The sequence below is a fragment of the Steroidobacter sp. genome (assembly GCF_016790065.1).
GTDB lineage: Bacteria > Pseudomonadota > Gammaproteobacteria > Steroidobacterales > Steroidobacteraceae > Steroidobacter.
Genome location: NZ_JAEUPY010000541.1, coordinates 1 through 17,935 on the forward strand (window position 1 = coordinate 1; position 17,935 = coordinate 17,935).

14 protein-coding genes and 1 pseudogene are annotated in these 17,935 nt (G+C 62.7%); 6 read left to right on the top strand and 9 right to left on the bottom strand.

The window, feature by feature from the left end; genetic code table 11:
• Positions 1 to 265: pseudogene (locus tag JNL55_RS22415) on the bottom strand (hypothetical protein); the annotation flags it as partial.
• A gap of 106 nt (positions 266 to 371) precedes the next feature.
• The gene (locus JNL55_RS22420) at positions 372 to 2,378 is read right to left on the bottom strand and encodes a TonB-dependent receptor (RefSeq protein ID WP_293859198.1); all 2,007 of its coding nucleotides are present in this window, start codon (positions 2,376 to 2,378) and stop codon (positions 372 to 374) included.
• 95 nt (positions 2,379 to 2,473) lie between these two features.
• Between JNL55_RS22420 and JNL55_RS22425 the strand changes: the two genes are divergently transcribed.
• Genes JNL55_RS22425 through glcF form a run of 4 tightly spaced genes read left to right on the top strand, consistent with a single transcriptional unit; the run spans position 2,474 to position 6,933 of the window.
• Entirely contained in the window at positions 2,474 to 3,151 is a 678-nt protein-coding gene (locus JNL55_RS22425; protein ID WP_293859201.1) for a hypothetical protein, read from the top strand.
• Between the two features lie 25 nt (positions 3,152 to 3,176).
• Complete coding sequence (locus JNL55_RS22430) at positions 3,177 to 4,631, top strand: FAD-linked oxidase C-terminal domain-containing protein (RefSeq protein WP_293859204.1); 1,455 nt, start codon at positions 3,177 to 3,179, stop codon at positions 4,629 to 4,631.
• On the top strand, positions 4,631 to 5,707 hold the full coding sequence (gene glcE, locus JNL55_RS22435; RefSeq protein ID WP_293859207.1) for a glycolate oxidase subunit GlcE: 1,077 nt from the start codon (positions 4,631 to 4,633) through the stop codon (positions 5,705 to 5,707). Before JNL55_RS22430 ends, glcE begins: the two co-directional genes overlap by 1 nt.
• An 8-nt stretch (positions 5,708 to 5,715) precedes the next feature.
• Complete coding sequence (glcF, locus tag JNL55_RS22440; protein ID WP_293859210.1) at positions 5,716 to 6,933, top strand: glycolate oxidase subunit GlcF; 1,218 nt, start codon at positions 5,716 to 5,718, stop codon at positions 6,931 to 6,933.
• On the opposite strand, the gene JNL55_RS22445 is transcribed toward glcF, so the two are convergent.
• Genes JNL55_RS22445 through JNL55_RS22460 form a run of 4 tightly spaced genes read right to left on the bottom strand, consistent with a single transcriptional unit; the run spans position 6,897 to position 10,842 of the window.
• Positions 6,897 to 8,228, bottom strand: a complete 1,332-nt coding sequence (locus tag JNL55_RS22445; RefSeq protein WP_293859213.1) for an MFS transporter — start codon at positions 8,226 to 8,228, stop codon at positions 6,897 to 6,899. The genes glcF and JNL55_RS22445 overlap by 37 nt on opposite strands.
• Positions 8,229 to 8,285: 57 nt before the next feature.
• The gene (locus JNL55_RS22450; RefSeq protein ID WP_293859216.1) at positions 8,286 to 8,720 is read right to left on the bottom strand and encodes an SRPBCC family protein; all 435 of its coding nucleotides are present in this window, start codon (positions 8,718 to 8,720) and stop codon (positions 8,286 to 8,288) included.
• Between the two features lie 7 nt (positions 8,721 to 8,727).
• Positions 8,728 to 9,564 carry a phosphoenolpyruvate hydrolase family protein gene (locus JNL55_RS22455; RefSeq protein WP_293859219.1) on the bottom strand — a complete coding sequence of 279 codons (837 nt, stop codon included), beginning with the start codon at positions 9,562 to 9,564 and terminating at the stop codon, positions 8,728 to 8,730.
• A 57-nt stretch (positions 9,565 to 9,621) separates the two neighbouring features.
• Positions 9,622 to 10,842 (bottom strand): Tm-1-like ATP-binding domain-containing protein, encoded by a 1,221-nt coding sequence (locus tag JNL55_RS22460; RefSeq protein WP_293859222.1) that lies wholly within the window; start codon positions 10,840 to 10,842, stop codon positions 9,622 to 9,624.
• A 174-nt stretch (positions 10,843 to 11,016) separates the two neighbouring features.
• Here JNL55_RS22460 and JNL55_RS22465 point away from each other — a divergent pair, with 174 nt between their 5' ends.
• Positions 11,017 to 12,789 carry a phosphoenolpyruvate hydrolase family protein gene (locus JNL55_RS22465; RefSeq protein WP_293859225.1) on the top strand — a complete coding sequence of 591 codons (1,773 nt, stop codon included), beginning with the start codon at positions 11,017 to 11,019 and terminating at the stop codon, positions 12,787 to 12,789.
• 636 nt (positions 12,790 to 13,425) lie between these two features.
• Here the strand turns inward: JNL55_RS22465 and JNL55_RS22470 are convergent.
• The 3 genes from JNL55_RS22470 to JNL55_RS22480 all read right to left on the bottom strand — a co-directional run bounded on the left by JNL55_RS22470 (position 13,426) and on the right by JNL55_RS22480 (position 16,956).
• The gene (locus JNL55_RS22470; RefSeq protein ID WP_293859228.1) at positions 13,426 to 14,736 is read right to left on the bottom strand and encodes an MFS transporter; all 1,311 of its coding nucleotides are present in this window, start codon (positions 14,734 to 14,736) and stop codon (positions 13,426 to 13,428) included.
• Between the two features lie 55 nt (positions 14,737 to 14,791).
• Positions 14,792 to 15,850, bottom strand: a complete 1,059-nt coding sequence (locus JNL55_RS22475) for a right-handed parallel beta-helix repeat-containing protein (protein WP_293859231.1) — start codon at positions 15,848 to 15,850, stop codon at positions 14,792 to 14,794.
• Positions 15,851 to 15,966: 116 nt separating this feature from the next.
• Entirely contained in the window at positions 15,967 to 16,956 is a 990-nt protein-coding gene (locus JNL55_RS22480; RefSeq protein WP_293859234.1) for a LysR substrate-binding domain-containing protein, read from the bottom strand.
• A 159-nt stretch (positions 16,957 to 17,115) separates the two neighbouring features.
• Here JNL55_RS22480 and JNL55_RS22485 point away from each other — a divergent pair, with 159 nt between their 5' ends.
• Positions 17,116 to 17,889 (top strand): SDR family NAD(P)-dependent oxidoreductase, encoded by a 774-nt coding sequence (locus JNL55_RS22485; protein ID WP_293859237.1) that lies wholly within the window; start codon positions 17,116 to 17,118, stop codon positions 17,887 to 17,889.
• Positions 17,890 to 17,935: the final 46 nt, after the last annotated feature.

Consider the following 17,935-nt stretch of genomic DNA (forward strand, 5'->3'; position numbering starts at 1 on the left):
TGAAATCCGGACCGGCGTACCAGAAAGGTCCGGCGACGATGTCGTTCTTGCCGTCGCGGTTGATATCGCCGATGGCGGCACCTTCGCTCCAGAAGTGTTCGTCGAGCACCTGCTTCTCAAACTTCGGCCCGGTGACTGTCTGCGACGCCGACGCGCCCGACGGAGGACCGGAGCCATGCACGTGCCCAACTTCGCCATGCGGGACAGCCAGCGGCGGCACTGCCGCGCACAGGATCAGAATCAGAACCTGGGCTGGCTTCAGCATTGCGACCTCGAATCAGCGGATTGCGCGGCGAACGTCGAGGCACACGGACAGGTGTGCCTCGCGGACGTGGTGTGACGTTCGTATCGATACATGAAACGATTCCTTCTCATCGCACCGTAGCCGCGAGTTCAATCCCCCAGGTGCGTGGCGCACCCGGCACGCCGTGCATTACGCCCGGTACGATCATCGTGTAGTAGCGCTCATCGGTGAGATTGTCGCCATAAAGCGTGACGCGCCAGCGCTGCGCGCGATAGCCCAGGCGCGCTGCGAGCGAAGTGCGCGCACGCTGTGAAAACTGCGCTGTTTCAGCTTCGTCGTAATAGATGCGACCGGTGGAGGACACCTCGCCGGCCGCAAACCAACCTGCGGGCGCCTCATACAGCGCCGAGAGATTTGCATCGTATTCGGGCGCGTAGGGAGCGGTGCTTCCGTCATGAACAACGCCAGTGAATGGATCCGTGAACTCGCGCAACGTCGCACGGCTGTAACCAAGCGACGCAGCGATCGTCAACGGGCTCACCGGCCGCCACCGACCCTCGATCTCCGCGCCGAGCGATCTCGCACGCGGCGCGTTCACGACGAGGTAATCACTAGCATTGAACGATCGTTCGATCTGATAGTCGCGAATGTCATAGACGAAGACGCGCGTGGTGAGATGAAGTACCTCGGGCAGCAGTTCGCTCGTCGCCGCGAGCTCGAGCGACTTGCTGGTTTCGGCGTCGAATCGGGCCAGCGTCACATCGTCGGTATAGGCGGACCAGCCACCGGGCTTGTAGCCCGAGGCCAGCGTCGCGGTCAGCGTGGTCGCAGGCGTGAGCGCATGGCTCAACGCAAGCTTGGGCAACACCGCCGAGAACCGTTCGCCGTCGGCGAATCGGCCGACGCCCGGGATGCGCTCCGTGCGACTGAACTCGCGACGCGAGGTCTGGGCGCGCAAACCGCCGACGACGTGCCAATCCGTTGCAAGCTCGCTGCGCCACTCGCCGAACACGGCCAGCGCGCGATCGCGCAACTCGAACTGCGACACTTCGATAGGAAACAAGTGGGTCAATGCGCGCTCGACCTCGCCGTCAGTCTCCGCGCCCGACAACCAAGCGCCCAGCAGCCAGCTCCCCGAGTCATGAGCGCCCTCCAGGCGCAGTTCCTCGTTGAGCGCGCTCTGTTTTTGCACGACGTGAGCATCGAGCCCCGGCGGCAGCACGATGTGATTCTCATAAGGGTCGAGCGCCGCGTACGTGTAGCTCGTGATGCTACTCAACCTCCCCAGGTTCAACTCGATATCGGCGCGCACGGCGCCACCGAAGAAATCCACGTCGGCGCGGCCTTCCTTCTCCCGGTCGACAGTGAAGTAAGGCCCGTCGAGCGGCACCAGCCGCTGCGCGCCGTCACGTTGACGGCTCGCAATTATTTGCCCCGTGAGCTGCACGTCGTCGGATGCACGCCACCGACCCCGCGCCGTCAGCATGGCGCGCCGCTGATCGTCCACGGTCTGGTCGAGCTGCGTATTGCGCACGAAGCCATCGCGTTCGCTGTACGCGGCGGCTATGGATCCGGCGGTATTCGCGCCGCTGAGCTGCGCCGTCATGGCGGTGGAACGCTGACCGAAATCGCCACCACCCGCGCGCAGCTCCATCGAATCGCGACTCGCCGATAGATCCGCGGACACCAATTGCAGGACACCTTCCTGCCCCGCCCTACCGTACGATGTTCCTTGCGGCCCGCGACGCAGGGCCGCGTCGAAGAAACCGAAGACGACGGTCGGATAACTGAAGCCGGCGCCCAACGGAATGTCGTCCAGATAGATGGACACGGTCGGATCGCTGAAGTACGGCGTGTTGGAAAGGCCGCGCACCGCGAACAGATCGCCATAGGAGCCGGCGCCGCCGCTGCTCACATGCACATTGGCGAGGCGCTCCGTCAGCGCGCTCAAGGCCTGCTGTGAGGTGGGCCGGGTATCTTCCGTGCGAACCACCGAGACGCGCGCCGCATCCGCGATCTGCGCAGCTTCGACGATCACATCGGGCTGTCGATCGCCGGCATGGCCGGCCGCTGCGTACAGCACGCCTGCGATCAGCGGGGCAATGCGTCGCGCGTTTACGGAACCTGTCGTCATCGCAATGTCACCAGTTCATTTGTGAGCGCACAATAGGTGTCTCGACGCGCCTCGTGCTATCGATTTTTTCATCGCCTGGGTAATATTGGGTAACGATGTCATCCCCTTCGCAGATTCCATCCCAATGGACCTTGGTCGACGCGGATCCTGGTCTGCGCTCAGCTACGCTACAGCCCAATCAAGTGGTGTGGCCGGCGCGTCGCTGCGAGAACCTGAGTGCCTTGCTCAGCGGGCTGGCGCCGAATCGCGATCACAATGCGGACCTCGCGCAACGGCTCGCGGACCTGCCGGATCGTGGTAAGTCGCGGTCGCCGTTGTTCGCGATCTTCGCGGCCGATCCGTTCATCGGCGGCACCGGTCTGATGACGGCATTGCGCGCCAAAGGGTATGACCGAGTCATCAACTGGCCGACGACATCTCAATACGGCGAGCACTTCGGCGGCACGCTCGACAGCGTGAATCTAGGAGTGCGCCAGGAGTGCGAAACGTTGCAGCGCTTTTCGAAACAGGGTTACAGAGTATCGATCGCGGTCGCGCTGCCCGAGGCAGTGGCCGCATTCGATGGACTGCAGCCGGAGGCCGTATTCGTCGCGCCCGGCTTCGATCTCTGGAAGAAGAGCGGCCGCTTCGATGTCGCACGCATGCTGCGTCGTTGCTCGGCGATCGCTGCCGTAGTGGCCTCGGCAGTGCCGGTGATCCTCATGGCGGATCGAGGCAAGGTCTCGATGGAACAAGCCAAGAGCGCGGGCGCGAGCGGCGTACTGCTCGCCTGAAGTACGCACGCGGCCCGTGGATACGATGAAACAGCTCAGCCTGGTCGCTGCGTTGAAAGCGTTCCTGCCCGACGCGGCGGTATTGTTTCGCGAAGAAGACACACGGCCCTACGAATGCGACGGTCTGACATTGTTCAGACAACTGCCCATGGTGGTGGCACTACCGGAAACCGAAACACAGGTCGCGCGCATTCTGAAGCTGTGTCACGAACTGAACATTCCGGTGGTCCCACGCGGCGCGGGCACCGGGCTGTCCGGCAGCGCCCTGCCCCACGCCGCTGGACTCCTGCTGTCGCTCGCCAAATTCAACCGTATCCTGTCCATCGATCCACGCGCTCGTACCGCGACAGTGCAGCCAGGCGTACGCAATTTGGCGATCAGTGAAGCCGCCGCCCGGTATCGGCTGTATTACGCGCCCGATCCCTCCAGTCAGATCGCCTGCACCATCGGCGGAAACGTCGCGGAGAATTCCGGAGGCGTGCATTGTTTGAAGTATGGCCTGACCGTGCACAACGTTCTGCGCGTGCGCGGCCTGACCATCGAAGGCGAAGCGGTGGAGTTTGGCGGTCTCGCGCCCGATACGCCGGGTCTGGATCTGTTGGCGTTGGTCATTGGCTCGGAAGGCATGCTCGCGGTGACGACGGAAGTGACGGTGCGCCTGGTGCCCGTGCCGCAGACCGCTCGTTGCATCATGGCCAGCTTCGCGGACCTCGGTGAGGCCGGTGATGCAGTCGCAGCTCTCATAGCGAACGGCATCATTCCAGCGGGCCTCGAAATGCTGGATCAAGCCGCCAGTCGCCTGGTCGAGCCGTTCGCGAACGCCGGCTACGATCTGGATGCCGCCGCGGTATTGCTATGCGAGTCCGATGGCACGCCGGAAGAAGTGGCCGATGAGATCGAGCGCATGTCTGCAGTGCTCCGCGCGGCACGTGCTACGCGCATCCAAGTCTCGAACAGCGAGGCCGAAAGATTGCGCTTCTGGGCCGGACGAAAGAACGCGTTCCCCGCCGCGGGCCGCGCGTCGCCGGCGTACTACTGCATGGATGGCACCATTCCTCGCCGTCACCTCGGCGAAGTGTTGAAGGCCATTCAGGCACTGGAACCCAAATACGGGCTGCGCTGCCCGAACGTGTTTCATGCGGGTGACGGCAATTTGCATCCGCTGATCCTGTTCGACGACGCCGATCCGGATTCGGTCGCGCGCGCCGAAGCGTTCGGCGCCGAAATCCTCGAGCTGTGTGTGCGCATGGGCGGCACCATCACGGGCGAGCATGGGGTCGGCGTGGAAAAGCTCGATCAGATGTGCTCGCAGTTCGATCGAGCCACGCTCGATGTCTTCCTCGCGGTGAAGAGCGCGTTCGACCCCACCGGCTTGTTGAACCCCGGCAAGGTCGTGCCGACCCTGCATCGTTGCGCCGAGTACGGACGCATGCGCGTGCACGCCGGTAATCTGAAATTTCCCGACCTGCCTCGCTTCTGATGGACCACGCACTGAGCGAAATGCGCGAGACCATTCGCGCCGCAGCCGCCGCGCGAACGCTTTTGTGCATTCGTGCTGGCGGCACCAAGGATTTCTATGGCAACCGGCCCGAAGGAACATTGCTCGACCCAAGCCGCGTCGCCGGGATCGTCGATTACGAGCCCACGGAGTTGGTCATCACCGCGCGCGCCGGTACTTCGCTGGCTACGCTTGAACAGTTGCTCGCCGAGAATGGACAGATGCTGGCTTTCGAGCCGCCGCATTTCGGGACTCGCGCCACCGTGGGTGGTTGCGTCGCTGCCGGCCTGGCCGGCCCCCGACGCGTGTCGTTCGGGCCAACGTATGGCAGCGTGCGCGACTTCGTGCTCGGCGCGAAGCTCATCGATGGGCGCGGCGAGCTGCTGTCGTTCGGCGGCACTGTCATGAAGAACGTCGCCGGTTACGACGTCTCGCGCCTGCTGGCCGGCTCGTTGGGAACGCTCGGTGTGATCGTGGAAGTCTCGCTCAAGGTGCTGCCCCGCCCGTTGTCAGAGCGCACGCGTCGCTTCGAAATGAGCGAGGCCGAGGCCATCGACCAGCTCAACACCTGGACGGGTCGGCCGTTGCCCTTGTCGGCGTCGGCATGGCACGAAGGTTCGCTGTACCTGCGGCTCGCAGGCGCCGCGCCGGCCGTTTCAGCCGCCTGCACTCAGCTCGGCGGTGAGGATGTCGACGACGCGGCGGCGGACGCATTCTGGATCAGCGTTCGCGAGCAGACACATGACTTCTTTGGCGGCGACCAGCCACTGTGGCGCATGTCCGTGCCATCGACCGCACCGTCACTGTCGATCGGCGGTCCGCAACTGATTGAATGGAACGGCGCCTTGCGCTGGTTGCGAACGGATCAACACGCGGCACAAGTGCGTGACTGCGCCCAGCGGGCCGGCGGTCACGCGACGTTGTTTCGCCGTGGCGATCGTTCGGCGGGCGCCTTCACACCGCTGTCGCCCGTGCTGGCCACGATTCATCGACGCTTGAAATCGCAGTTCGATCCCGCCGGTATTTTCAATCCCGGCCGCCTCTATCCCACGCTTTGAGCACTCTCGTGAGAACGCAGCTCGCCGACTTCATCAAGGACACCGCCGAAGGCAAGGAAGCCGAGGACATCGTGCGCCGCTGCGTGCATTGTGGCTTTTGCACGGCGACGTGCCCGACCTATCAGCTGCTGGGTGATGAGCTGGACGGTCCTCGTGGGCGCATCTATCTCATCAAACAAGTCCTCGAAGGCGTCGAGCCCACCAGGAGCACGCAGCTGCATCTCGATCGGTGCCTGACCTGCCGAGCCTGCGAAACGACCTGCCCTTCGGGCGTGCAGTATGGCCGTTTGCTCGATATCGGTCGCGGCATCGTCGAAGAAAAAATTCCGCGCCCGGCGATCGAGCGCGTGGCCCGCTCGGCGCTGAAACACGGTCTCACCAGCAAGCTGTTCGGCCCCGCGATGCGCGCCGGCCAGGCCGTCAGAGCACTGCTGCCCGAGTCGGTTCGCGCCAAAGTGCCGGAGCGTCAGTCCGCGGGCGCGTGGCCACAGCTAACGCACGCTCGCAAGATGTTGCTGCCCATCGGCTGCGTGCAACCGTCCATGTCACCCAATATCGATGCCGCCACGGCGCGTGTTCTGAATGCGTTGAAGATTCAAGCGATCACACCGCGCGCCAGCTGCTGCGGGGCCATCAAACACCATTTGAATGATCACGAAGCGGCTCTGACCGAGGTGCGAAACAACATCGATGCATGGTGGCCGTACATCGAGGCTGGCGCCGAAGCCATCGTGATGAATGCGTCGGGTTGTGGCGCCATGGTCAAGGAATATAGCCACCTGTTGCGCGATAATCCGGCGTACGCGGAAAAGGCCCGGCGGGTGGTCGAACTGACGCGCGATCTCGCCGAGATCCTGGCGCCGCATGCCGAGACGTTGGGCACGCTGCTTCAGTCCCGCAAGACGGAGCGAGTGGTGTTTCATCCGCCCTGCACGTTACAACACGGGCAGAAAATTCGCGGGGTCGTCGAACAACTGCTCAGGCAACTCGGCGCGGAAATTTCGCCGCTGGCGGAGAGCCACCTTTGCTGCGGCTCGGCTGGCACCTACTCCGTGTTGCAGCCCGAGCTGAGCATGCAGCTGCGAGATCGCAAGCTCGCAGCGCTGCATGCCACCCAAGCAGAGGTGATCCTGTCCGCCAACATCGGCTGCATCACGCATCTCGCCAATGGCGCACAGGTGCCCGTGCGTCACTGGGTCGAGTGGCTGGACTCCGGCCTCGCGTAGCCCGATGCCTGCGAGCGACTACGCCTCGCATGCAGCCACAATCCACCGAACACACCGATCAGGATCATCGGCAGGATAGCGACCGTGTGGAACGACACGCGCGCCGCTTCCGCCAACACTCGATCCATTTCCGGACCTGACAGTAGCGCCAGCTGTTCGGCGCCGCCCGCCGCTTCCAGTTTGGCTCGGTCGTACAGCGCGCCCAGTCGAGGCAACACGAAGTAGATCGACAACGCACCGGCCGTTCCGATCAATCCGATACCCCAAGCACCCGCGCGAGGATAGTTGTCTGCGGCAGCGGCCAGCATCGTCGGCCAGATGAAACACACGCCCGCGCCCCACACCGTAGCCGCGACCAACGCGGTGAAGGGTGAATTGGCGATGCCGAGCAGGTAAAGACCGATCGCTGTCAGGGCGCTGGAGGCGAGCAACAAGCCAGTGGGAGACAGGCGGTGCGCCAACGGCCCAGCGAAGTGGCGCATCACGAACATGAGCCCGCTGACATAGATGAGAAGGACGATGCCACGCATGCCGACGATGCGCGTCAGCGCCAGATCCACCCACTGCCCCGGCGCGAGTTCCGAGGCCGCAGTCAGGAACATGGCGCCGAACCAGATAAAGAACGACGGCCGCCGAAACACCTCGCGCAACATGTCGCCAAAGCTGATGCCGTCCTTGACGCGCCGTGTTTCCGGAAACCTGGCAGTGATCGCCAGCGCGGCGAACACGAACGCTGGCAGCAGAATCAGCACCAGCGCGATCCGCCAGTGCAGCTCCATAGCGTGCACGGCCAGCCCCCACAAGCCACCGACGATGAGTCCGGCCGGCCACCACGCATGCAGCACATTCATGCGATGAGTCGTGTCCTCCGGATAAAGCGCTGCGGTCATGGGATTGATGGTGGCCTCGACGAAGCCCCAACTCATTCCCTGCAGCACCATGCCGGCGAGCATGACCCAATACACGCCGTACCCCGTGCCGAGCATTCCGCAAAAGGCGATCAGCAGCGTGCCACCGATGAAGCCGAGCGCCGCCAGCATGATCAAGCGCTTCATGCCGATCACGTCGACCAGCGCGCAGCAGGCGAACAAGGTAACGGCGAATCCGAGAAAGGATGCGCCGAGCGCTTCGGCGATGAGCGTGAACGAATGTGTCGGATCCAGCGGCACGAGGTACAGGCTGCGCAGTTCGTCGGCAACCGCGGCTCGCAAAGAGAACGCCAGCGCCGCGGTGAACAACGCGAGCACTCCGATCCAGAACAACCGCGAGCGATCGTAGTCGGCGCCTGCTGACATCTAAACCCCCTACCCGAATGTGACCGGCACGCGCGACAGGCGCGGCCTTGGAAACTGCTAACGATTGAGTTTTTTCTTCAGGGCGTCGAAGCCGACCTGAAACACACCCTGACCTACCATGGTGGCCTTCTCTTGCTCGCGGCCTGGCTCGGTGCGGAACTGCGCCGACCACACCGCGAAGGTGCGATTGCCATCGGTGACCCGTTGCAGCGAGAACTCGGAGATGTAGTCGTACAGCCCCAGCTCCGATTCCAGCATGCTGTAGCAGAAGCGGTATTCGCGATCCGACAGCGTCAACAGTTGCTCGCGAACGCTCGAACCGTCCTGCAGCTGGAAGTTGCGGATGCAGCCCACCGCGTCCACGGCGCGAGCGTCTTCGATACGGCTTGCAAGAATGTTCGGATGCCACTGAGGCAGCGCGTTGAAGTCGCGCACCGCAGCCCACACCACCTCGATGGGCGCATCGATCACAGAACTCACATGAACGTTCATCGTCACCTCACAACGTAGTCCGCACGTCCTTGAAGGACCGGATCTGATTAGCGATCGCCGTTTCCACCGGCAAGCGTTCCATCGAAGAGGCGCCGTAGAAGCCATGGCAGCCAGGGCAGCGCGCCAGCACGTACTGCGCATCTGAAGGCATGGAGATCGGTCCGCCATGCACCAGCACGATCACGTCGGAGCGCACGCGCTTGGCAGCTGTCGCGCAGCGGTTGATCTGCTCAACGCAATCATCCAGCGTCAACGCGGTCACCGCGCCGATCGAGCCACCCGTGGTAAGTCCCATGTGGCACACGATGATGTCGGCCCCCGCCTCCGTCATCGCGACCGCCTCGCGCTCGTTGAATACATAAGGGGTGGTCATCAAATCTTTCGCGTGCGCGCGGCGGATCATCTTGACCTCGAGGTCGTAGCCCATGCCGGTCTCTTCGAGATTCTGGCGGAACGTGCCGTCGATCAAACCGACCGTGGGAAAGTTCTGCACGCCCGAAAAGCCCACCGTCACGAGCTGATCCAGGAAGGCATCCAGGTGCATGAAAGGATCGGTGCCATTGACGCCGGCGATCACCGGTACCTTGGTCACGACCGGCAGCACCTCGCGCGCCATGTCCATGACGATCTCGTTGGCGTTGCCGTAAGCAAGCACGCCGGCGAGCGAGCCACGGCCAGCCATGCGATAGCGACCGGAGTTGTAGATCACCAGCAGGTCGATGCCGCCGGCTTCCTGACTCTTGGCAGACAGGCCGGTGCCGGCGCCGCCACCAATGATGGGCCGGCCCTCGCGGATCATGGCTCGGAATCGCGCCAGGAGTTCAGCTCGCTCAAAACGTGCCATCGCCCATCCTTCGCCGCGCGTTACCGCGCCTTCGTCGTCTGTCTGTGAAAAGGTGCATCAAGGCGTCATCACCTGATTGCAGTTCGCCACCACCGCGGCGATGAATGCCGGCTCGTTGATGGCATGGTCCACCTCGATCAAGCGACGCCGCGGCGTGCTGATGAATCCCGACCGGATCGCTGCGAACAGCGCGGCATCGGCCTCAGGGTCATGGAAGGCGCCGCCGGGCACATCCATGCTGGAGACACCACCCAACGGCAGCAGGAACCTCGTCGGGCCGGTCATCTGATTCAAACGTGCGACGATCCACTCGCCCATGGCCTGGTTCTCGGCGACGCTCGTGCGCATCAAGGTGATTTGCGGGTTGTGCCGGTAGAGCTTGCGAGCGCGAAACGCCTCCGGCACGGTGTCGATCGCACTGAAGTTCACCATGTCGAGCGCGCCACACGATCCCACGTACGGCACGGCGCTGCGAATCACGGCACCGAAGCGATCCTCGGTCGCGGGGAAGATGCCGCCCACCAGCTTGTCCGCCACTTCGGTGGTGGTGAGGTCGAGTACGCCCGCCAGCAGTTTCGACTCGACCAGTTTCTCCATCGATTGGCCGCCGAGGCCGGTCGCATGAAACACCAGGCAGTCGTACTCGCCAGACAAAGCCTGCATCACGCCTTGTACGCACGGCGTAGTCACTCCGAACATCGTGAGTCCGAGCGCAGGCTTGATCCGCGGAGCAACCGCTGCTGCCGCCGCGATCATTCCGGCCAGCGCGCCAGCCGCATTGGACAGCACTCGCGAGGAGATTCGATTGATGCCCAGGACATCGGTGACCGAGTACATCAAGCACAGATCGGACGCGCCGGCCAGATGACTGGCCGCGCCGCCCGACGCGATCGTGGACACCAACACCTTGGGCACACCAATCGGCAAAGCGCGCATTGCCGGCACCACCAGCGCAGTGCCCCCCGAACCTGCCGCGGAAATCACGCCCGCGACATCGCTTCGACTCAGTAGAAAGCGTTCCAGCGCCACACACATCGCTGCGATCGCCGAACCTCGATCACCCGTGAATACGGCCTCCGTTCCCTGCGGGTGATGTCGCGCGACCTCGAGCGGCGCAATGGTCTCTGCAGACTCCGCCCGGGACGTCGATACGTCGACCGTGATCGCGCGGACTCCCTGCCGTCGCAACTCTTCAGCGAGATAACGCAACTCGGTCGCCTTGGTATCGAACGTACCAATGACATAGGCGAGCGCGGGTGGTAACGACGTGGCTGACATACTCTCGTAAATTATATGCAGCGGCGGTCGGCTGTATGGGACAGGCCTCGGCAAGGTTGGGTAGGATTGGGTAACTGCCCGGTTACCGCAGCAACTTCCCTGCCCCGGGCCTTCTCGAGCGTGGATTGCCCAGGCGCGGCGTGGCAACTTTCAACCATTGCGAACCGGTGTTCGATGACCAGCAGACGACAACAGCTGCGCGAGCGCTTTCTAGAAGTGCACGCGCGCGATGAATTCTTGGTGGGCGCGGCCGTGGGATCGGGCTTGTTCGCCGAAGCGGCCGAGCATGGCCGCGCGGACTTCGTGCTCGCCCTCAATGCCGGGCGGCTGCGCCTGATGGGCACCGCCTCGGTGGCCTGCATGTTACCCATTCGCGATGCCAATACATTCGTGGAGAGCTTCGGTCCCGCGGAGTTCCTGGGGCGGTGCTCCATCCCGGTGTTCTTCGGCGCTTCGGCCATGTCGCCCGATCGCTCCGCTGCCGACATCGCGCGCCACGTCGCCGAACTGGGCTTCGATGGCATCATGAACTTCCCCTCGGTGGTTCACTATCCGGATGAGGTCATCGCCGCGATGGATCGCTGCGGCCTGGGATTCCGCAAGGAACTCGAGCTGCTCGGCGCCGCTCGACTGCTCGACCTATGGAGCGTCGCTCACGTTCGCACGCGCGCGCAGGCCCGACAAGCCGCGACCGCCGGCTGCGACATGATCTGCTTCGATATCGGCTGGACCTCCGGCGGCCGTCGCGGCCCACGGAGCAACGTCACCTTATCGGAAGCCGCGATGCTGATGCGGGAGATCGCCAAGGTCGTTCAGCGGGAGAATCCGCAGACGCTGTTGCTGCTCGAAGGCGGTCCCATCGAGAGCACCGAGGACCTGCTGCCCATCTATCGGGCGGCACACATCAGAGGCTATGTCGGCGGTTCGAGCATCGACCGCCTGCCGCTGGAAGACGCGGTGATCAACCAAACGCTTCGTTTCAAGGGAGCGGCCGCGGCGAATCGTCGCAGCGCGGAGCACGACCGCGAGTTGCTCGAGCTGGGCAAGTCGCTCGGCGTGGTGGGGCGATCGTCACGCATGATCGCGTTCCTGCAAGCCGCGAACCGATTCCTACGCACCTCGGGCGGACCCGCGTTCGTCATCAGCGGCGAACGCGGCAGTCGCCGCCAGCTCACCGCCGAAGCGTTGTTTCGATTGTCGGGCGGCGATTCGAGTCGCCTGGTCACGTTGGATGCCAGTGAGATGTCAACGCAACGCATGCTCATGGCGATCTTCGGCCACGCCGACGCCGGCAATCGCGCCGCGCGGGGCGCGGCCGCCAGACCGGACGTGCCGGGTCTCGTCATCCGAGGCCTCGAACATGTTTCCAAACACATCCAGCGTCGTATCGCCCGGTTCCTGGCACGCGGTCGTTTCCGTCCGGTGGGCGGCAAGCGCGAGCGGACGGGCGCGCTGCAGGTGTTGTTCATTTCCTCGCAGCCGATCGCGCGACTGTTCGAACAGGACACCCTCGACCCCGAGCTGCATCGGCAACTCGAATCCCGCGAACTCTGCATTCCGCCGCTGCGCGAACATGTCGAGGATCTCGAAGAGATCCTCAACGTGCTGGTGGCGGAGATCAGCGCCGGCAAGCATGCCGCGCCTACACTGTCGCCCGCCGCGCTGCGCAGGCTGCAGACGCATCAGTGGCCGGGGAACCTCGCAGAACTACGCTCTTTCGCAACACGGTTACTCGCCGCCGACACTGGCGCGCGTGTCGATGAACGCGCCGTGACCGATCTTCTCGACGCGCCCATGGCCAAGTTGCCCCTCCCGACGTCGGAGCGCGACATCATCCTCGACGCGTTATGGCGCCACGGGTTTCATCGTGGCCGCACCGCGAACTTTCTAGGCGTGTGCCGCAAGACGCTGTACAACAAGATCAGTCGTTACAACCTGACGGGATGAAACTCAGTGCGGCCCCTGACAGGGAGCGGCGGGGATCCCGGCCGCACTCAACGGTCGATGCTCTTCACGAAATCCGCAACCCGTGCGAGACCCCGTAGTGTCTGAAAATTCAGGCGTCACGCCGCTTCTCAATAGTAGAAGTTGAGCATTCCACCGAGTCTCTCCCGGCGCTCTACTTGACCACCTCGATGGATAGGGCGATTGGAATCCTTCAGGAGGAGATTATTCAACCCCTGATAATTACGCTCTTCGTGGTAGTTCACCACGTACTGCGTCAACGCGCTCAAGCGATGATCTGCTGAAGAAGACCATCCGCCCTAGCCAGTTACCACTGCATACCAAGCCAAGCCGGCAACGTTCCATGTAAAAAAGAAGGTTCGGGTCGACTCCGGCAGACTGAAGAATAGGCAGACACAGCCGGCGATCGATACCGGGGCGATAACATTCCCTTTGCGTCCTTGGGCCGCGCCGGCGCCTTGAGCGACATTTCGTGATCTTAAAAATCGAGCATCGCCTCAAACTGATGACTGCTCGCTCCCTTCTTGCAACGAGGATCAAATCCTGTCAGGCATTGTCGCGGCCGGCACGCGTCAGCGCCGTTTGGCGCGAATGAGTAACGAGCATGGCCCCCACGCATTAAATTCGCGATTCGCGTTGCGGCTCTCGCATGAAAATGTACACCAGCAACGAACAGAACACGCAGGCCGTCACGTACCAGTAGAACAGTCCTTCATACCCGATAGACTTGCACCATAGCGCGATGTACTCGGCGCTGCCGCCGAACAGCGAGACAGTAATGGCATAGGGCAAACCGACACCGAGTGCGCGAATCTCCACTGGGAACAGCTCGGCCTTCACCACTGCGCTGATAGAGCTATACAGCGACGAAATCGTCAGTGCGATCAGGATCAGAAAGAAAGCTGTCCAGGCGTCGCGCGCCTGCTCCAGCGCCGACAACAGCGGGACGGTTGCAAACAACGCGAGCACGCCGAACACGATCAGCATCGGGCGTCGGCCGATGCGATCCGACAGCGCCCCCATCACTGGTTGCAGCAACATGAACACGAGCAGGTTGGCGCTCGACACCAGGGTCGACTCGCCTTTGCTCAGGCCAACCGTGTTGACCAGAAACTTCTGCATGTAAGTCGTGAATGTGTAGAAAAACAGCGTGCCGCCCATCGTCAGCCCGATCACGATCAGCACTTCGCGCGGGTAGCGCAGCAACAGGCTCAGCTGGCCCGCCTCGGGGGCCGCGGACTTCTTTTGGAACGCGTCGGTTTCGACCAAGTTACGCCGCAAATACAGTGCGGCCAGCGCCGCCACGGCGCCGATGGCAAACGGAATTCGCCAGCCCCAGGATTCGAGTTGATGCGCATCGAGCACCGCGAATTGCAGCACCATCAGCACCGCCAGTGCCAGCAACTGCCCCATGATCAGCGTGACGTAGAGAATTCCGGAGTAGAAACCGCGGTTGCCTTCGGTAGCGATTTCGCTCATGTAGGTCGCGCTGGTGCCATATTCGCCGCCGACGCTGAATCCCTGCAGCAAGCGGGCAACCAGCAACAAGGCAGGAGCGGCGATGCCGATCGACGCATAGGTCGGCGTAACTGCGATGATCAGTGACCCAAAGCACATCAGCGTGACCGACAGTGTCAACGCCGCTTTGCGGCCACGCCGGTCTGCATAGCGACCCAACACCCAGCCACCGATCGGCCGCATCAAAAAACCCACGGCGAATATCGCCGCGGTGTTGAGCAACTGAACCGTGTCATTGCTCTTCGGGAAAAAACTCGGTGCGAAATAGATCGCGAAAGCGGCGTAGGCGTACCAGTCGTACCACTCGATCAGGTTGCCAATCGAACCACCGAAAATGGCTCGCAGCCGTTGCTGGGCCGAGGCGTCCGGGATATCAGTCCCGGCCACGTTCGAGATCGCTGCATGATTCATTGTTGATGGTCAGGCGCGATGGCGATCCGCGCCTTCCGCAAATGTGATGTTTTGCTTAGAGCGCCTGCGCGCAACCGGCGATGTTCTGCAAACCGAGCCGGGAGCCCGCCGCGCCGCCGCGGTAGACATGCACTTCCGGATCGCCGACCAGCATCGCGGCTACCGCACTCGCCGGGAGGCTGCGGGCGTCGAGCTGGGGATCGCGTTCGACGATGCCCGCCCCCAGGTTGAGCTGATCCTTTTCTGGCGGAGTGTTGGTTGCTGCTTCGTTGCCGAACAAAACGCTGTAACGGACCCACGCATGAGCGCTGTCGGTGGCACTGACTCCAAACGGTTTGTTATTGACGATGATCGAGTTGGTCACGTAGACCGTCGATTGCCCTCTAAATCCCAAGCCACTTTTCGAGTGGCCAGCGACGACGGAATTATAGAGTCTCACTGAGCCGTTGGCAGCGGCGCCGACGCCTGCCTCGTTGTTTCTGACGATGGAGTTACACAGTCGCAATTGCGCCGATTCGCGAACGAACACACCCACGTGACCATCGATGATGCGCATGCCCGTCGCACTGACGGCACTGGTGCCACGTGCGCTCAGCCCCATCTTCGGTAGCCGCTCCATGCTGACATCTTCGAGCGTAGCGAGGGAGTCGATGATGTAAGTGCCGTGGCCGTCGTAAACCGGATCTTCCTTGCTGGCCAACTTGAAATCACGAATCGCGATGTGGCTGATATTTACTTGCGCACCTTTGATCCCCATGGCGGCAGACGGCACACCGTCGCGACCATCCAGCACTACGCCGGGCTCGCCGCGCAGCGTCAGCGACTTGTGTTCGATCGCGATGAAGGCGCGAATGACCACGTTGTTGTCTTCGTCCCGAAACGTCACATCGCGCGTTTTCTCGGGCACATAGGTTCCAGCCTTCACGAGGACCGTATCGCCGTCGACAGCGGCATCGATCGCAGCCTGTATCGCGCCGTTGCCCGTAAAGCCACAGCTCGTTGCTTTGGTGGCTGTGGCACATGCCACCCAGGTTTTTCCAGCGCCGGCGCTTGCCACGGCGGGAAGCGCGAGGATCGTGGCGACGATGCAGGGCAAGGCACGGTAGAGCTTCATCGATTGTTCCATCGGGTTGCGTCAGTGGGTGACGCAGATATAGCCAATGGCTGATGGAAGCCGGGTGCGTATGCTGGAGGCAGCGGTGTATGGCGCTCACCGCTAGCGCAGCTAAATCAAGTCGGCGGCACCAGCTGTGGATGTTCCTTGCGAACCACACTGAGTAACCATTCGCGGAAATGACGGACAGGCGACGCGTCGGTGCGATCTAGCTTGGTAATCAGGTGCCAAATTCCGAGGGCCCGCGGCATGAAGCTCGGCAACTCGCTGCCAATCTCGACCAAGCTACGATTTTTTAGATCATCCGCAGCCAACAGGTAGTTTGTGAGCGCCACGCCGCGCCCATGCCGCGCACCGTCGAGCGTCAAATGTCCCTGCCACAGGCGCGGCCCCGTGAGCTCTGCATCGTCATAGACATGATGGCTCGCCAGCCAGTTGCGCCAACGATCGAAGTTGTCTTCATGCATCAGCTGATGCTTCAACAGATCGCGCGGTTCACGGATCTGCGGAAATCGAGCCAAGTAGTCACGCGTTGCTACGGCAACGATGGGCGAACTCGCGAACTCGACACTGCGGCATTCTGGCGGAATCTCCAGTTGCACGCCGTATTCGGCGACGAAGCGGATGTCGACGTCCGCATGGTTCGATAGCAGGTCAGGACTGCGATCGGTGGGCCGAATTTCAAGATCGAGCCCTGGATGCGAGCGTTCGAAGTCACCCAGCCGCGCAGAGAGCCAGTTCAGTGCGAACCCCGGCATGCAGCGAATACGCAAGCGGTGATTGTCACCCCGCCTCATCAGATCTACGGTACCGTTGGCAATGGCATCCATCGCGCCAGCCACGATCTTGTGATAGCGCAGGCCATCGGCTGTGAGGACGGCACCGCCGGGCGTGCGGTCAATGAGGCGTGTGCCGGTCCATTCTTCGATGGTTCGCAGGTGCCGGCTGATGACGCCGTGATCGCGGCAAAGATACTCCGCGGCACGGCGCACTCCCCCCAAACGCGCGATCGCATCGAAGGCGCGCAGCGCCTCGAAAGGTGGCAGCGCCTTGCGTGACGGTAGCGGAGTCGTCACCGACGACTGTTGCAAGCGATCTTCCGACATCGGCCGGTGCTCCTGAGCGGTACTGCCATGGCGCCTCGCTATTCTGCACGTCCGCAGGCCGTTCGTGGTGTTCGTCGAACACCGACTGGGGCCTCATTGGCATTCGAGTCGCCTCGACTTTCTGAGATCCTTGCTGGTCGGACCCCGAGGAGCACCACTTTGAACGACCAATTCGCGAATCAAGTAGTCATCGTCACCGGAGCCACCTCCGGCATAGGTAAGGCCGCCGCGCTGGCCTTTGCCAAGCAAGGGGCTGCTCTGGTGCTCACCGGCCGGCGCGCAGAATTGGGCCAACAGGTGCAAGCCGAATGCGCCACGGTGGGCGCACGCTGTGTCTTTGTCGAAGCCGACCACACTCGCCTCGAGGACTGCGAACGAACCATCAACACCACGATCGAGGAGTTTGGCCGCATCGATGTCCTATTCAACAACGCGGGCATCGTCAGCCGCGGCACGGCGCTGACGACCGCCGAGGATCTGTGGCAATCGACGCTCGACATCAACGTCACCTCGGTGTGGCGCATGTGCCGGCTGGCGATTCCACACATGCAACGCCAGGGCAGCGGCGCCATCGTTAACAACGCCTCCGATTGGGCTATTGTCGGCGGACAGAACGCGCTGCCCTACGTGATGAGCAAGGGCGCGGTCGCCATGATGACCAAGGCCATGGCACTCGATCATGCTGCCGCGGGCATTCGAGTGAACGCAGTCTGTCCGGGTGACACGTTCGTTGATCGCTGGCTGCACAAGTTCGAGGACAGCGACGCCGATCGACGTGCCGCAGCCATCAGCCAGGCGAGCGCGCACATTCCAATGAAGCGTTTCGCCGAGCCGCAGGAAATCGCTGCCGCGGTGCTGTTCCTGGCCTCCCGCGAATCGTCTTACATTACTGGCCATCTGCTGCTCGTGGATGGCGGCAACACGGCCCAGTAGCCTCGCCCAATAGCCTCGCCGAGTAGCCTTGCTGTGAGAAGAGAAC

Bases quoted from the DNA above. Each gene is read 5' to 3' on its own strand.
- JNL55_RS22420 (WP_293859198.1), bottom strand. From the start codon at position 2,378: ATGACGACAGGTTCCGTAAACGCGCGACGCATTGCCCCGCTGATCGCA.
- JNL55_RS22425 (WP_293859201.1), top strand. From the start codon at position 2,474: ATGTCATCCCCTTCGCAGATTCCATCCCAATGGACCTTGGTCGACGCG.
- JNL55_RS22430 (WP_293859204.1), top strand. From the start codon at position 3,177: ATGAAACAGCTCAGCCTGGTCGCTGCGTTGAAAGCGTTCCTGCCCGAC.
- glcE (WP_293859207.1), top strand. From the start codon at position 4,631: ATGGACCACGCACTGAGCGAAATGCGCGAGACCATTCGCGCCGCAGCC.
- JNL55_RS22445 (WP_293859213.1), bottom strand. From the start codon at position 8,228: ATGTCAGCAGGCGCCGACTACGATCGCTCGCGGTTGTTCTGGATCGGA.
- JNL55_RS22450 (WP_293859216.1), bottom strand. From the start codon at position 8,720: ATGAACGTTCATGTGAGTTCTGTGATCGATGCGCCCATCGAGGTGGTG.
- JNL55_RS22455 (WP_293859219.1), bottom strand. From the start codon at position 9,564: ATGGCACGTTTTGAGCGAGCTGAACTCCTGGCGCGATTCCGAGCCATG.
- JNL55_RS22460 (WP_293859222.1), bottom strand. From the start codon at position 10,842: ATGTCAGCCACGTCGTTACCACCCGCGCTCGCCTATGTCATTGGTACG.
- JNL55_RS22465 (WP_293859225.1), top strand. From the start codon at position 11,017: ATGACCAGCAGACGACAACAGCTGCGCGAGCGCTTTCTAGAAGTGCAC.
- JNL55_RS22470 (WP_293859228.1), bottom strand. From the start codon at position 14,736: ATGAATCATGCAGCGATCTCGAACGTGGCCGGGACTGATATCCCGGAC.
- JNL55_RS22475 (WP_293859231.1), bottom strand. From the start codon at position 15,850: ATGAAGCTCTACCGTGCCTTGCCCTGCATCGTCGCCACGATCCTCGCG.
- JNL55_RS22480 (WP_293859234.1), bottom strand. From the start codon at position 16,956: ATGTCGGAAGATCGCTTGCAACAGTCGTCGGTGACGACTCCGCTACCG.